General features: G+C 62.5%; 12 protein-coding genes. 6 read left to right on the plus strand and 6 right to left on the minus strand.

Annotated elements, in window-relative coordinates; translation table 11 throughout:
* Positions 1-2: 2 nt before the first annotated feature.
* The 4 genes from ACQ5BM_RS22620 to ACQ5BM_RS22635 all read right to left on the minus strand — a co-directional run bounded on the left by ACQ5BM_RS22620 (position 3) and on the right by ACQ5BM_RS22635 (position 3,548).
* Positions 3-1,151, minus strand: a complete 1,149-nt coding sequence (locus tag ACQ5BM_RS22620; RefSeq protein WP_429816223.1) for a hypothetical protein — start codon at positions 1,149-1,151, stop codon at positions 3-5.
* 55 nt (positions 1,152-1,206) lie between these two features.
* Entirely contained in the window at positions 1,207-2,295 is a 1,089-nt protein-coding gene (locus ACQ5BM_RS22625) for a hypothetical protein (RefSeq protein ID WP_429816225.1), read from the minus strand.
* Between the two features lie 167 nt (positions 2,296-2,462).
* Positions 2,463-2,849: a c-type cytochrome gene (locus tag ACQ5BM_RS22630; RefSeq protein ID WP_429816228.1), complete on the minus strand. Its 387-nt coding sequence runs from the start codon at positions 2,847-2,849 to the stop codon at positions 2,463-2,465.
* A gap of 111 nt (positions 2,850-2,960) precedes the next feature.
* Positions 2,961-3,548 carry a thymidine kinase gene (locus ACQ5BM_RS22635; RefSeq protein WP_429816231.1) on the minus strand — a complete coding sequence of 196 codons (588 nt, stop codon included), beginning with the start codon at positions 3,546-3,548 and terminating at the stop codon, positions 2,961-2,963.
* Positions 3,549-3,792: 244 nt separating this feature from the next.
* Here ACQ5BM_RS22635 and ACQ5BM_RS22640 point away from each other — a divergent pair, with 244 nt between their 5' ends.
* The 6 genes from ACQ5BM_RS22640 to ACQ5BM_RS22665 all read left to right on the plus strand — a co-directional run bounded on the left by ACQ5BM_RS22640 (position 3,793) and on the right by ACQ5BM_RS22665 (position 9,342).
* Complete coding sequence (locus ACQ5BM_RS22640; protein ID WP_429816234.1) at positions 3,793-4,749, plus strand: choline ABC transporter substrate-binding protein; 957 nt, start codon at positions 3,793-3,795, stop codon at positions 4,747-4,749.
* An 83-nt stretch (positions 4,750-4,832) separates the two neighbouring features.
* Complete coding sequence (gene choW, locus ACQ5BM_RS22645) at positions 4,833-5,678, plus strand: choline ABC transporter permease subunit (protein ID WP_429816236.1); 846 nt, start codon at positions 4,833-4,835, stop codon at positions 5,676-5,678.
* Positions 5,675-6,724: a choline ABC transporter ATP-binding protein gene (choV, locus tag ACQ5BM_RS22650; RefSeq protein ID WP_429816239.1), complete on the plus strand. Its 1,050-nt coding sequence runs from the start codon at positions 5,675-5,677 to the stop codon at positions 6,722-6,724. The genes choW and choV overlap by 4 nt, the downstream gene beginning before the upstream one ends.
* Positions 6,725-6,909: 185 nt before the next feature.
* On the plus strand, positions 6,910-7,653 hold the full coding sequence (locus ACQ5BM_RS22655) for a HugZ family protein (protein WP_429816241.1): 744 nt from the start codon (positions 6,910-6,912) through the stop codon (positions 7,651-7,653).
* Between the two features lie 119 nt (positions 7,654-7,772).
* Positions 7,773-8,117 (plus strand): ArsR/SmtB family transcription factor, encoded by a 345-nt coding sequence (locus ACQ5BM_RS22660; RefSeq protein ID WP_429816244.1) that lies wholly within the window; start codon positions 7,773-7,775, stop codon positions 8,115-8,117.
* A gap of 190 nt (positions 8,118-8,307) precedes the next feature.
* The gene (locus ACQ5BM_RS22665; RefSeq protein WP_429816247.1) at positions 8,308-9,342 is read left to right on the plus strand and encodes a Gfo/Idh/MocA family protein; all 1,035 of its coding nucleotides are present in this window, start codon (positions 8,308-8,310) and stop codon (positions 9,340-9,342) included.
* Between the two features lie 83 nt (positions 9,343-9,425).
* Here the strand turns inward: ACQ5BM_RS22665 and ACQ5BM_RS22670 are convergent, their stop codons facing one another.
* Positions 9,426-10,514 carry a Gfo/Idh/MocA family protein gene (locus ACQ5BM_RS22670; RefSeq protein WP_429816648.1) on the minus strand — a complete coding sequence of 363 codons (1,089 nt, stop codon included), beginning with the start codon at positions 10,512-10,514 and terminating at the stop codon, positions 9,426-9,428.
* A 60-nt stretch (positions 10,515-10,574) separates the two neighbouring features.
* Complete coding sequence (locus ACQ5BM_RS22675; RefSeq protein WP_429816250.1) at positions 10,575-12,824, minus strand: glycoside hydrolase family 9 protein; 2,250 nt, start codon at positions 12,822-12,824, stop codon at positions 10,575-10,577.
* Between the last annotated feature and the right edge of the window lie 119 nt (positions 12,825-12,943).

Here is a 12,943-nt window from a genome sequence, read left to right on the forward strand (position 1 = left end):
CGTCAAACCTCGCTCACGACCTGATTGCCGGAAATGACGTGGACCTTGTAGTCGCCGAACACCTGTTCGGCCTCGCCGGCGGCATAGAGCGCCTGATAGGCATCATGCGGCACCAGCGCGTGCTTCTCGTAGGACGATACACCCATGCGCGTCGCTTCGAGGTTGGCGGTATCGATGTGGAATTCCTCCTGCGCCGGCGTCGTCGACCAGAAGCCACGCTTGGCAGGCCGCTCCGCCTTCGAGAAGACTTCCTGCACCGTCCAGGTCAAAAGCCAGGCATTCTCCGTCTTGCGGACCTTGGAGAGAATGTCGTTGATGCGGGCGTTGTTCTCGGTGATACCGGCCGAATAGAAGGGGCCGAGCACGATGCGGCGCAACTGCTTCGGGTGCAGTTCGTCGAAATCCTTGTCGAGATTGGTGACGATTGTCACCGGCGTCAGCGAATAGCTGCTGTTCTTGGAGGCAAAGTCGTCGAAGCGGCTGGCGAGATCCGGATTGAGCAGGCCGCCCACCGGCAGCGGAATCTCGACCTGCGGGTTGAGCTTGCCGTCCTCGGTCACGAGCATCTCGACGATCTTCTCGGACGAATCCTCGATCGTCGCCATGTAGACCATCGGCAAGGTGTTGGCGCCGTCGAAGGCACCCCAGCTCACCACGTAATAGGGCCGCATCGTCTTGGAATTGACGGCAACGCGGATGGTTTCCGGCAGGATGAAGGGCGAGAAGATCTCTCCCTTGCCGATCTGCTCGAGATAGAGCCGCTCGGCCATGCGCGTCTGCAGCGCCTCCGGAAAGGCCTTCTGCCTCAGGATGAAATCGACCATCTCGTCACGCAGCGCATCGGCCGAGGGAATGTCGGCCAGGCGCTTGGCCGCCGTCTGGCGGTCGTTCTCCAGTTCCAGCACGTTCTGGAAGACGGGAAAACCGCTTTCGGCGCGGGAAATCCGGAACTGGTCGACGAAACCGATCCGGTTTTCCCAGCAGTCGATCGAGGCTTTCAAGCGCGCGAGATAGGGAATGATGACCTCGCCGACGACAGTGTTGCGGTAGAGCGGCGAGTTGCGGTCGCCGAGAAAAAGCTCGAGCCCGGCGAGCGCCGCGTGGATCGACGCGAAATATTGTGAGACAGCGGATGAAGCCGCGACCTTCATGCAAATCCCCGTGGCGCGTGCCAGGCAAACGCGGTTGCGATCATGCGCCTGCCGATCACTGCTTCACGTAGTTGGCAGTGTTGTGTTTGTCCATCACCGCCTGGAAGCGGCGGGCAAAGGCATCGTCGGCGAGCTTCTTGCGGCGCTGGATATCCTGCGTCGAAAGCATGTTCTTTTCGTGCATTTCGAGGAGATCGCCGATATGGCGCTGCGCCGCGGCACCGATGCCGGCCATCGTTTCTTCGGCGGCCGTGTCGACCTGGCTGCCGAGCGTGTTGATCTTATGCGCGACGTCCTGCTGCGCAGCCGTCTTCAACGAGTCTTCCAGTGCCTTGTAGAGCACGATGCGCTGCTCGGTATCGATCGTCAGCTTGTTGATCAGCGTGTTCTGCGCGGCGATCTGGTTGTTGAGCGAATCGACGAAGGTCTGGAACATCGAGGTGTAGCGCTCGAGCGTCTGGCTCTCGGCCAGCAGTTCCTGCTCCTTGGCCTGCTTCTCGTTGTATTCGGTGGCAAGCGCGGAGCGTTCGCCTTCGAGCTCGGTGCGGACCTTCTGCTCCGTCGAGGCGGCAATGCGGTTCTCGATGTCGAGCAGCAGCGGATTCAGTTCTTCGATCCGCTTCTGCACGGTTTCGAGGTTCGCCATCGTGCCTTTGCGGCGCTCGATCACCTGGATGAGGCTCTGCTCCGAGGTTTTGTAGCGCTGGTCGAGGATCGACTTCTGCTCCTTGAGGATGCCGACGATCATGTCGGACTTCGACAGCAGCTCCTGCAGGTTGCCGGCGAGCGACATGTTGCGTACGCGGTCGGTGCGCATGCGCTGCATCTTCTGCTTGGAGAAGATGCCGATGAACTTCTCATAGCCGGTATAGTTCTTCATGCTCTCGAATTCGGAGCCGAAGACGTTGGTCGCATCCTCAAGGCCGATGATCAGGTCGGCGATGTTGGCTTCCATCACCTTCTGCTGGTTGATCACGTCCTGGATGCGGGCGTTCTCGATGTCGAAGTTGACGTCGCCGAGCTTGGTCTCTGCCTTGGCGAACTGCTCCAGCACCACACCGGATTGCTCGAGCTTGCCGCGCATCTGTTCGACGACGCCTTTCGTCTTCTCGATCTCCGCATCAAAATTCTGAAGACTCGCCATGTCCTGCCCCCTCGATCTACCCCGGCGAAACGCGCCAGCCCGGCCGAATTATTCAGCCTTCGATTGCAGTTATATAAAGGGTGTTTGCGGGAAGAGAACAAGCCTTTCCCGGCGGCTTTTTTCGATCAGGCGTTGCAGCGAAGTGCTTGAGATATCGAAGGCATTGCCTATTTGGCGGCCGGCTGCGCCTTGAGATAGGCAATCACGTCGGCAATGTCCTGAGGCTTCTTGAGACCGGGAAAACTCATCTTGGTGCCGCCGACCATCGCCTTGGGGCTCAGGAGATATTCGCTCAGCGTCGCCTCGTCCCAGACATGTCCCTCGGCGCCGAAAGCCTTCATCGCCTCTGAATAGCTGTAGCCGGAAACCGATGCCGCCGGCCGGCCGACGACCCCCATGAGGCTCGGCCCCACCCGATTGACCGGCTCGCTCGCCGTGTGACAGGTCGCGCATTTGCGAAACACCGCCGCGCCCGCGGTCGCATCGCCACCGGCCTCAGCGGCCGGCACTTCAAGACAGAGACAGAGCAGAAGGCCGGCAACCAGACGCGACATGGAAGACCTCATGGAGAGAAGACCGGGGCACAATGGCACCGTGAATGCGGCGATTCAACGTGCGACGGCGACCGCGTCTTAAAGGACGCGCAGTGCCGTCAGCCGCCGCACTCATTCGCAACGCATCAGGTCGTCCCAGTGACGCCGGCAATAGGAGACATATTTCTCGTTGCCGCCGACGTCGACCTGGGCGCCCTCGCGGACGACCTTGCCTTGGCCATCAAGACGCACGACCATGGTCGCCTTCCGGCCGCAATGGCAGATGGTGCGCACTTCACGCAGCTCGTCGGCGATCGCCAGCAGCGCCATCGAGCCCGGAAACAGCTTGCCCTGAAAATCCGTGCGCAGGCCGTAGGCCATGACGGGAATGCCGATGCGGTCAGCGACGCGCGCGAGCTGCCAGACCTGCCCCTCGTTGAGGAACTGTGCCTCGTCGACGAACACGCAGGCGATCTCGCCGCCACCATCGGAATGGAGCGTTTCTATCAGCGTGTAGAGGTCGTCGTCGCCATGGAACGGAATGGCGTCGGAGGCAAGACCGATGCGCGACGAGATGCGACCCACCCCTGCCCGGTCGTCATGCGCGGCGATCAGCATCACCACGCGCATGCCGCGCTCCTGGTAGTTGTAGGAGGCCTGCAAGAGCATCGTGCTCTTGCCAGCGTTCATCGTCGCATAGCTGAAATAGAGTTTGGCCATCTTCACCGCGTCCGGTTTCCGTCTCCCGGGTAATGACGAGGCTTGTCCCGGAAGGCCAGAGCGTCTTTGCAGCACCCACAGTTTTTCGCTGGACCAGACCATTTCGTGGACATTGCGACATTCAGCGTCGCACCGTGCACCCCGTCAGCATATTGACGCAATACACTTCCTTCGACATCAAAGCGCTTGAATTCGCTATCCAATGGTGTTTGGCTAAAACAATAATCGAGGCAGGGGAACGACAATGAAAAAAGGACTCTCTCTCAAATTGATGCTGGCGGGCGCCGTTTCGGTCTTCGCCCTTACCGCTGGGCAGGCTGCAGCTGCCGAGCCGGAAAGCTGTGCAACCGTCCGTTTCTCCGACGTCGGATGGACGGACATCACTGCAACCACAGCGACGATCTCGACCGTCCTCAAGGGCCTCGGCTACCAGACCGACATCAAGGTTCTCTCGGTTCCGGTCACCTACACGTCGCTCAAGAACAAGGACATCGACGTCTTCCTCGGCAACTGGATGCCGACCCAGGAAAACGACGTGCGCCCCTATCTCGACGACAAGTCGGTCGAATCCTTCGGGCCGAACCTGGTCGGCGCCAAGTACACGCTGGCGACCAATGCCAAGGGTGCCGAACTCGGCATCAAGGATTTCAAGGATATCGCCACCAAGAAGGACGCCCTTGATGGCAAGATCTATGGCATCGAGCCCGGCAATGACGGCAACCGCCTGATCATCGACATGGTCGACAAGGATACCTTCGGCCTGAAGGGCTTCGAGGTGGTCGAATCCTCCGAGCAGGGCATGCTCGCCCAGGTCGCCCGCGCCGAAAAGGACGGCTCGCCGATCGTCTTCCTCGGATGGGAACCGCATCCGATGAACGCCAACTTCAAGCTGACCTATCTCTCGGGCGGCGACGACATCTTCGGCGCGAACTACGGCGGCGCGGAAGTCTTCACCAACGTGCGCGCCGGTTACACCACCGAGTGCCCGAACGTCGGCAAGCTGCTCACCAATCTGAAGTTCTCGCTCCAGATGGAAAACGAGATCATGGGCAAGATCCTGAACGACGGGCAGGAGCCGGACAAGGCTGCGGAAGAATGGCTGAAGGCCAACCCGACCACGATCGATCCGTGGCTTGCGGGTGTGACCGCCAAGGATGGCGGCGATGGGCTCGCCGCGGTCAAGGCCGCGCTCGGCCTCTGATCGGCATCAAGGCGGGGAAAGACCCCGCCTTTTTTTCACCGCGTCATGCGCACTTTTTGACCTGATGAAACGGATCTACCTTCGTGGAATATCTGACCGATAATCGCATCCCCATCGGCGGCTGGGCCAAGGCGTTCGTCGACTGGCTGACGACCAATTTCGAACTGTTCTTCGACCAGCTCGCCCGCTTCCTCTCCGGCGTCGTTGCCGTGCTGCTCTGGGTGCTGCAGACCCCGCACCCGCTGATCGTCGTCGCCGTCATCACGGCGGCTGCCTGGTGGTTCCGCCGGTCGCTCGGCGTCACGCTGTTCACCGGCCTCGGCCTGCTGTTGATCATCAACCAGGGCTATTGGAAGGAAACGACGGAAACCTTGGCACTGGTGCTCGCCGCCAGCTTCGTCAGCATGGCCGTCGGCGTGCCGCTCGGCATCGCCGCCGCCCGCCGCGCCTGGGTCTATGCCATCATGCGGCCGATCCTCGACCTGATGCAGACGATCCCGACCTTCGTCTATCTGATCCCGGCGCTGATCCTCTTCGGCCTCGGCATGGTCCCGGGCCTCATCGCCACCGTGATCTTCGCGATCCCCGCGCCGATCCGCCTCACCCGCCTCGGCATCATCTCGACGCCGCCGTCGCTCGTCGAGGCCGCCCAGGCCTTCGGCGCGACGCCCGGCCAGGTGCTGCGCAAGGTGGAGCTGCCCTTCGCCATGCCGCAGATCATGGCCGGCCTCACCCAGACGATCATGTTGTCGCTGTCGATGGTGGTTATCGCGGCACTGGTCGGCGCCAACGGTCTCGGCGTTCCGGTTCTGCGCGCGCTGAACTCCGTCAACGTCGCCAAGGGCTTTGAAGCCGGCCTCTGCATCGTTATCCTGGCGATCATTCTCGACCGCCTTTTCCGCTCGTCCGACGAAGGAGAAGGCGCATGACCAACGCCGTCGTTTTCAAGAATGTCGATATCATCTTTGGCAACAACCCGCAGACAGCGCTGCAAATGGTCGATCAGGGCAAGACCCGCGACGAGATCGGCGCCGAAACCGGGCTGGTGCTGGGTGTCGCCGGCGCATCGCTCGAAATCACCGAGGGCGAAATCCTTGTGCTGATGGGGCTTTCGGGTTCCGGCAAGTCGACGCTTCTGCGCGCCGTCAACGGCCTCGCCCCTGTGGTGCGTGGCGACGTCGAGGTGAAGACCTCGAACGGACCGCTCAACCCCTACCGGACCAATGCGAAATCGTTGCGCGACTTCCGCATGCACACGGTCTCGATGGTGTTCCAGCAGTTCGCACTGCTGCCCTGGCGCACCGTTGCCGACAATGTGGGCTTCGGCCTGGAGCTTGCCGGCATGCCGGACGCCGAGCGCAAGGCGCGTGTCGGCGAACAGCTCGATCTCGTCAATCTGACGAAATGGGCGGGGCGTAAGGTCAACGAACTTTCGGGCGGTATGCAACAGCGCGTCGGGCTTGCCCGCGCCTTTGCCACCGGCGCACCGATCCTTCTGATGGATGAACCGTTCTCGGCGCTCGACCCCCTGATCCGCACCCGCCTGCAGGACGAACTGCTCGAGTTCCAGCGGCGGCTGAAGAAGACGATCATCTTCGTCAGCCACGACCTCGACGAGGCCTTCCGCATCGGTAACCGCATTGCCATCATGGAAGGCGGGCGCATCATCCAGTGCGGCACGCCGCAGGATATCGTCAAGAATCCGGCCAACCAGTATGTCGCGGATTTCGTTCAGCACATGAACCCGATCACCATGCTGACCGCCAAGGACGTAATGCAGACCGGCGTACAGCGCGGCGCAACGGTTGCCGGCGTTACCGCTACCGCCAAGCCGACGACACCACTCGTCGATATTCTCGACGCCATGTCACGCCAGCCGGGCAGCATCGGCGTCGTCGAAAACGGTTCGGTGGTCGGCACCATCGATGCCCAGGACATCGTCCATGGATTGACGCGCCACCGCAACAAAAGTTGACGAAACCGCTCAGCAAGCCAATAAAGGCCCGGGGTCCCGCTCCGGGCTTTTTTGTTACTGCATGTTTCCCCAAGTCATAACCGACCGAAGGACGAAAAGATGCAGTCCTTCAAAGTGCCGTTGCGGCCTCTGTGCGTCTGATAAAACGCGCGGCACCGTGATAGCATGAAGGAAGGGTTGAGGACATGAGCGACAAGCCGAACGTATTGCGCGATACCGATGACGAGGCCCGCACCCTCGCCCGCACCCTTCTGCGGGGCGCCCGCAGCGGTTCGCTCGCCGCGATCGAACCGGAAAGCGGTGGCTTCCCCTTCGTCAGCCGCGTCCTCGTCGGCATGGATGTCGACGGCGTGCCGGTGATCCTGATCTCCCGGCTCTCGACGCACACCCAGGCGCTGCTTGCCGACAACCGCGCCTCGTTGCTGACGGGCGAGCCCGGCAAAGGTGATCCTCTGGCGCACCCGCGCCTCACCGTGCAGTGCGCGGCCGAGCAGGTCGCCCGCGACAGCGACATCCACGCCCGCATCCGTGAGCGATTCGTTCGCCGTCACCCGAAGTCGAAGCTCTATGTGGATTTTCCCGATTTCGGCTTCTTCCGGCTGAGACCGTTACGCGCCAGCCTCAACGGCGGTTTCGGTCGCGCCTATGTCCTGACGGCGGAAGATCTCCTGATCGACACGCCCGCCATAGCCTCGCTTGCCGCCAAGGAAGCAAGCGCGATCGAGCATATGAATGCGGATCATTCGGACGCCGTGCAGCACTATGCCGTCAAGCTCTGCAACGCGCCGGAAGGCAACTGGAAGATCGTCGGGATCGACGCTGCCGGCATCGATCTTGCCGATGGCGATCGGCTGAAGCGCCTTGAATTTTCCGTGCCAATCGAAGACAGTTCCAATTTACGGGCAATTTTGCGTGAACTTTACGGTTAATCGCAAAAGAACTACCCCCATTTCTTGCAGTGGGTGGTTGCCCTTTTATGCGTCACGACTAATTATCGTGCTTCGTCAACCATAACTACGTGTGATGTAATTTTCGCATGGAGCACGCAATGCAGCCACTTTCGCCTGAAAAACACGATGAAGCCGAGGTAGCAGCCGGTTTCCTCTCGGCCATGGCAAACCCTAAGCGCCTTCTCATCCTCGATTCCCTCGTCAAGGAAGAGATGGCGGTCGGCGCATTGGCCAACAAGGTTGGGCTGAGCCAGTCGGCTCTCTCCCAGCATCTTTCGAAGCTCCGTGCCCAGAATCTCGTCAGCACCCGCCGCGATGCGCAGACGATCTATTATTCGAGCTCATCCGACGCAGTGATGCGGATTCTAGGCACGCTCAACCAAATCTACGGCGACGAGCAGAACGTCACCGCAGAAAAGACTGTGGTCCGCAAGTCGGCCTGATATTTCGGTTCGCTCTGCGGACCCGTTCGAACAGCCCCACACGAGAAATCGCGCGGGGCTTATTCTTTTCCTGTGGGATCGCAACGAGCCCGCGAAGCGTGCCGGCCTCGCCTCCGCCGTTTACCGAGCCTTGAGACTTCCGCGGCACCATGCGCCCGACAAGATCAGCCCGAACGGCGGACATTAGGGAATGCGTGACAGGGTCCGTTGGGGCATCGCCGGTACCGGCACAATCGCGAACAGCTTCGCATCGGATTTGCGGTTCGCCGGCAACGCGACGCTTGCTGCCGTTTCCTCCCGCAGTGCTGAGAAAGCCCATGCTTTCGCCGCGCATTATGGCGGCATCCGCAGCTACCACGATATCCAGGCGCTAGCCGAAGCGCCGGATATCGATGCCATCTATATCGCCTCACCCAATGCGGTGCACTGCGACCATGCCGCCTTGGCCCTTGCTGCCGGCAAGGCCGTGCTGGTCGAGAAGCCGCTGACCACATGCGTCATTGATGCGCGCGTCCTCGCGGAAGCCGCCGCTGCCAGCGGCGCCTTCGCAATGGAAGCGCTATGGACCTGCTTCCTGCCGGCGATCGCCGCGCTTTGCATGCTCCTCCGCGACGAGAGGATCGGCACCATCGTGCGCGTCCGGACGGAACTCGCCTATGAAAAGCCGTTCGATGCGGGCAGCCGCTTTTTCGATCCGAAACTGGGCGGTGGTTCGCTGCTCGATCTCGGCATCTATCCGATCGCGCTTTGCCTGAACCTCTTCGGCCATCCGAAGTCGATTGCCGGCACCTGGAGAAGCGCGCCGACCGGCGTCGACGTCTCGGCAGACATCAGGCTGGGCTACGACGGCTTCGATGCCGAACTCCGCTGTGGTTTTGATCGAAACGGCGACAATCGCTTCGTCATCGAAGGCGACCGCGGCACACTTGCCATTGACGCGCCGTTTCTGAAGGCAAGCCGCCTGTTCGTCGGCACCACCGCCCCGGCGCGCAGGCTGCTGGCATCGACAGGGCAGTCCCTTTTCAAGGTCGCTCGGCGGATCCCCTTGCCCGGTCTCGAACGCTTCGACCATGCGTTTCCGGGCAACGGCCTTCAGTTCGAGATCGAGGCCGCCAGCGCGGCCATTCTGCACGGCCGGCGCGAGCATCCGCTGATGCCGCTTTCGCGCAGCATCGCAGCTCTGGAAATCATCGAGACGATCCGCGCCAAGGCACCCCTGGCCTGACCATCCTGCCCGACACGCCGGCGGCCGCCCTTCGGAAGAGTTTCCGGAGCATCCTTTGTGCATTTACCTGAACGCACGGCGTCCTAGAGATCGAGCGGACGATAGTCCCGCCAGCCGCTGTTGAGTGCGAGCACGACCTCGGTCAGGTGCCGTGCCGTCGCGCCAGAGAAAAACGGCGTTTCGCCGCGCCTGATCGCGTCGGCCTGGATTGCGATCCCCCGCACGAAATCGATCTGCGACGGAAAGGCCGGAAGGGCCGGCCCGGACGACGCCTTGGCGTAACGCACCCTCGTTCCGGGATAGAGCCGAACAGGCAATTTTCGCCCCATTTTCCATTCCAGCCAGTCGAGCCCGCGATGCACAAGCGAGCGCCTGGCACCGAACGCCTCCACATGAACGGGCGAGCGGTTGTCCCAGAGGTCGCGAACGACGATGGTTCCCTTATCGCCGATGATCGTCAGCGACCGGTCGCGTGGCGCCGCCAGGCCGCAGGTGACGCGCGCCGTCACGCCGGAGCGGAACGTGAGACACCCCACCGAAAAATCAGGACCGAGCGCCAGCGTCTCGGTTCCCGGGCCCTTGTCCGGAAAGGTCAGGGCGGAAACGGCGCTGACCTCGGCGACCGGCCCGAAGAGCGAGACGAGCCAGCTTGCGGCATAGCCTGCATGCTCGAGAGTGCAGCCCACCTCGAACTCATGTACGCCGGGCCAGCGGGCACCTGAGTGGCTGCGCCAGGCGCGCCAGTTCGCCTTGAAGACCGGGCCATCCTCCATCTCGGCATAGACCAGCCGCGGCGTGCCGATGGTCCCGGCCGCAAGCAGGCTCGCACAGAGCGCCTGCGCATCGCTAAGGCCATTGGCAGGCGCGCCGGCAAGCACGCGTGCACGCCCACGGGCGAGCTCCACCAGTTCGCTCGCCTCCTCGACCGTCATTGCCAGCGGCTTCTCGCAATAGACATGCTTGCCGGCGGAGAGAGCGGCGCGGTTGATGCTGTAATGGCTTTCCGGCGTCGTCAGATTGACGACGATCGAGACGGCGGGATCGGCAAGCACCGCATTCAGCGAAGCGTAGGCCGCAACGTTCCAGTAGCGCGCAAAGGCGTCGAGACGCTCCGCATCGCGATCCCAGACGCCGACGAGCCGGAGTTGCGGATGGTTGGCGAGCGTCGTCATGTAATAGTCGGCGACGAAGCCGGTTCCGACGAAGGCTATTCCGGTCACGCTTTCACTCTCCTAGCGCGCATCGGCAAGGAACGAAGCGACATAGACGAGCGGCGCGTTCCAGTTGATGGCGATTTCATTGGATCCATAGGCTTCGATATCATCGGCATAGCAGGTCTGCGGCGCGCAGCCCTTCAAGTGCTGCCGTGCGACGTCATCGACAAGGGTGGAGTTCGGGCCGCCGGCGAGAGAGCCGACCGGCGGGTTCGGCAGTTGCGGATCGCGCTGCTGCGCGTACCAGCGACTGTGCTGGTTCTTGGCGGCGCGCGTGCCGTAGCCGGTGATATAGGATAGCGCCAACGCATTGCGGCCGAGAATGTAATCCATGCCCTCGCGCGCACCGTCGAGAAAGGTCTTCTCGCCGGAGAGATCGAAAGCGGCCGAGAGCACGATGATGTTCTGCAGCATCAGCTGGTTCGATCCCCAGTCGTAACGCCGGTCCTCGGGTCGGTAGACGACACCGAAGGGTTCTGTCTTTTGCAGCGACAGGAAGTGCCGCGCTGCCGAAAGCACCGAGTTCCGGATCGCGTCACGGTCGCCGTCCGGCAACCCGGTGCCATAAAGGGCCAATTGCAGCCGTGCAAAGCCTGCGACGTTGCGCCAATCGAAGGCACCGCCGGGAGACAGCGTATCCGCCGCCCAAAGCAGCGACGCCCTCACCACGTCGAGATAGGCCTCGTCACCGGTCGTCAGATAGAGCTCGGTCGCCGCCCAGAAGAGTTCGTCCGAAATACTGTCGTCGTCGTAGTCGCCGCCGCCGGCAAGTCCGTCCGATGTTGGCGCGAAGAGCGCGGGATTGGCATTGGCCGCCACCCATGCCTTGCGTGCGGCCGCAAGCAGCCGTTCCGAGAACGTCGGATCCTGATCGGCGAAAAGCCGGGCGCCCTGAGCCGCGACGGCTGCGACGTCGAGCGTTGCGGCAGTCGAAGGGCGGTAAAGCGCCCGCGGCTGCGGGTCGTCGCTCGGCAGCATCGGCACCGCGGTCCAGGCGATGTCATGGACCTTGTGATGCACCATGCCCGCGAGCGGCTCGCCATCCGGCACCATCATGCGCAACAGGAATTCGAGCTCCCAGCGGGCCTCGTCGAGGATGTCGGGCATGCCGTTGCCGTCTTCGGGAATGTGCGAGAGACCGTCGCGCGTCACCGGCGACCCCGTGGCATAAACACGCCCGCGCTCGTAGGTGGCGAGCAGTTGCGCTGCGGACAGCGCGCCGGTCATCGCGTATTTGCCGTGGTCGCCTGCATCGTACCACCCGCCGGAAACGTCCAGCCGATAGGAACAGGACCAGCCGCTGTAGAGCGCCTCGGCTTGCTTGCCATCGAGGCACGCGACCGCCTTGTCGCCCTGGTTCGGGGCCACACCGATATGGCCGGCGGAACGGGCGTAGGCCTTGCCGGCGATCGCCGCCTTGATCTCGATGCCGCTTCGCTGCGGATAGAACCAGGACAGCGCATCGACGCGCAGGCGGTCATAGAGATCATCGCCGATCGAAAAGCGATCACTCGCCCAGTCGCCGGCCACGAGACGATAGCCGTTTCCAGCCGTTGCGAAGGATGAGAAATCCGCGACCTGGGTTTCGACACCCGCCATCGGATCGAAGCCGCTTGGTTGCGTGCGACCCTTGCCGACGACCGTGTCCTTGGCATCGTGCAACTGGAAATCTATCGGGCGTTTCGCAGCGGCAACGAAGGTCGCACGCTTCGGGCCGCCGGTGAAGTAACCGAGCTGATTGACGCGGATGGCAGGCTCCTCGATCGCTCGCTTTGCCATCGACGAGACGGCGCCGGTCGCGACCAGCGATATGTCGTCAAGACAGAGGCGGCCGGCCTCCCCACCCCCGAGCGGCAGCACAAACTGCGCCTCATTCGCTTCGCTTGCCTCAAATTCAATCGAGAACGGGGTGCCGCCGGGTGACCCCGCCATCGCAAATTCGGCAACGGCAGTCCAGGGATCTGCAGCCCGCTGCACCCTTGCCGGGATCGCGCGCGCCGGCTGGGCGGTGACTTTCGCCGAGAGGCGGTAGAGATGCCCCGGCATCAGCTTCAACCCATTGACGCCGATGATCTGGCTCCAGACCTCTCCCCCGCCCCGGGTCTCCACGCAGAGCCGCCCGCTCTCTCGCTCGAGCGTCAACCCGTCGCTCGCCCAGAACGCGTCCCGCCCCTTTTCGAAGCGACCGTCGGCGATCAGTTCGGCAGCAGCCGGGGCAGGCAGGAAGAGCGCGGCAACTGCCGCGTGTACTATCCCGAACCTCGACACGTCTAAGCTCCCAAGTGGCTCAGCCGGGCCGCAGGCGCGAAGACCCATTCACAGGCGGCCATGGACCCGGCAAGGCATGGCAACGCAGCGTTGACGCAAACAAGTTAAGCTAGAGAAAA

The sequence above is a fragment of the Ensifer sp. B1-9 genome, assembly GCF_050474445.1.
In the GTDB taxonomy this organism is placed as follows: domain Bacteria; phylum Pseudomonadota; class Alphaproteobacteria; order Rhizobiales; family Rhizobiaceae; genus Ensifer.

What these genes read in the sequence shown, in the direction of transcription:
- ACQ5BM_RS22635 (WP_429816231.1), bottom strand. Translation starts at nt 3,548, where the DNA reads ATGGCCAAACTCTATTTCAGCTATGCGACGATGAACGCTGGCAAGAGC.
- ACQ5BM_RS22655 (WP_429816241.1), top strand. Translation starts at nt 6,910, where the DNA reads ATGAGCGACAAGCCGAACGTATTGCGCGATACCGATGACGAGGCCCGC.
- choV (WP_429816239.1), top strand. Translation starts at nt 5,675, where the DNA reads ATGACCAACGCCGTCGTTTTCAAGAATGTCGATATCATCTTTGGCAAC.
- ACQ5BM_RS22670 (WP_429816648.1), bottom strand. Translation starts at nt 10,514, where the DNA reads ATGACGACGCTCGCCAACCATCCGCAACTCCGGCTCGTCGGCGTCTGG.
- ACQ5BM_RS22665 (WP_429816247.1), top strand. Translation starts at nt 8,308, where the DNA reads ATGCGTGACAGGGTCCGTTGGGGCATCGCCGGTACCGGCACAATCGCG.
- ACQ5BM_RS22640 (WP_429816234.1), top strand. Translation starts at nt 3,793, where the DNA reads ATGAAAAAAGGACTCTCTCTCAAATTGATGCTGGCGGGCGCCGTTTCG.
- ACQ5BM_RS22660 (WP_429816244.1), top strand. Translation starts at nt 7,773, where the DNA reads ATGCAGCCACTTTCGCCTGAAAAACACGATGAAGCCGAGGTAGCAGCC.
- ACQ5BM_RS22630 (WP_429816228.1), bottom strand. Translation starts at nt 2,849, where the DNA reads ATGTCGCGTCTGGTTGCCGGCCTTCTGCTCTGTCTCTGTCTTGAAGTG.
- ACQ5BM_RS22620 (WP_429816223.1), bottom strand. Translation starts at nt 1,151, where the DNA reads ATGAAGGTCGCGGCTTCATCCGCTGTCTCACAATATTTCGCGTCGATC.
- ACQ5BM_RS22625 (WP_429816225.1), bottom strand. Translation starts at nt 2,295, where the DNA reads ATGGCGAGTCTTCAGAATTTTGATGCGGAGATCGAGAAGACGAAAGGC.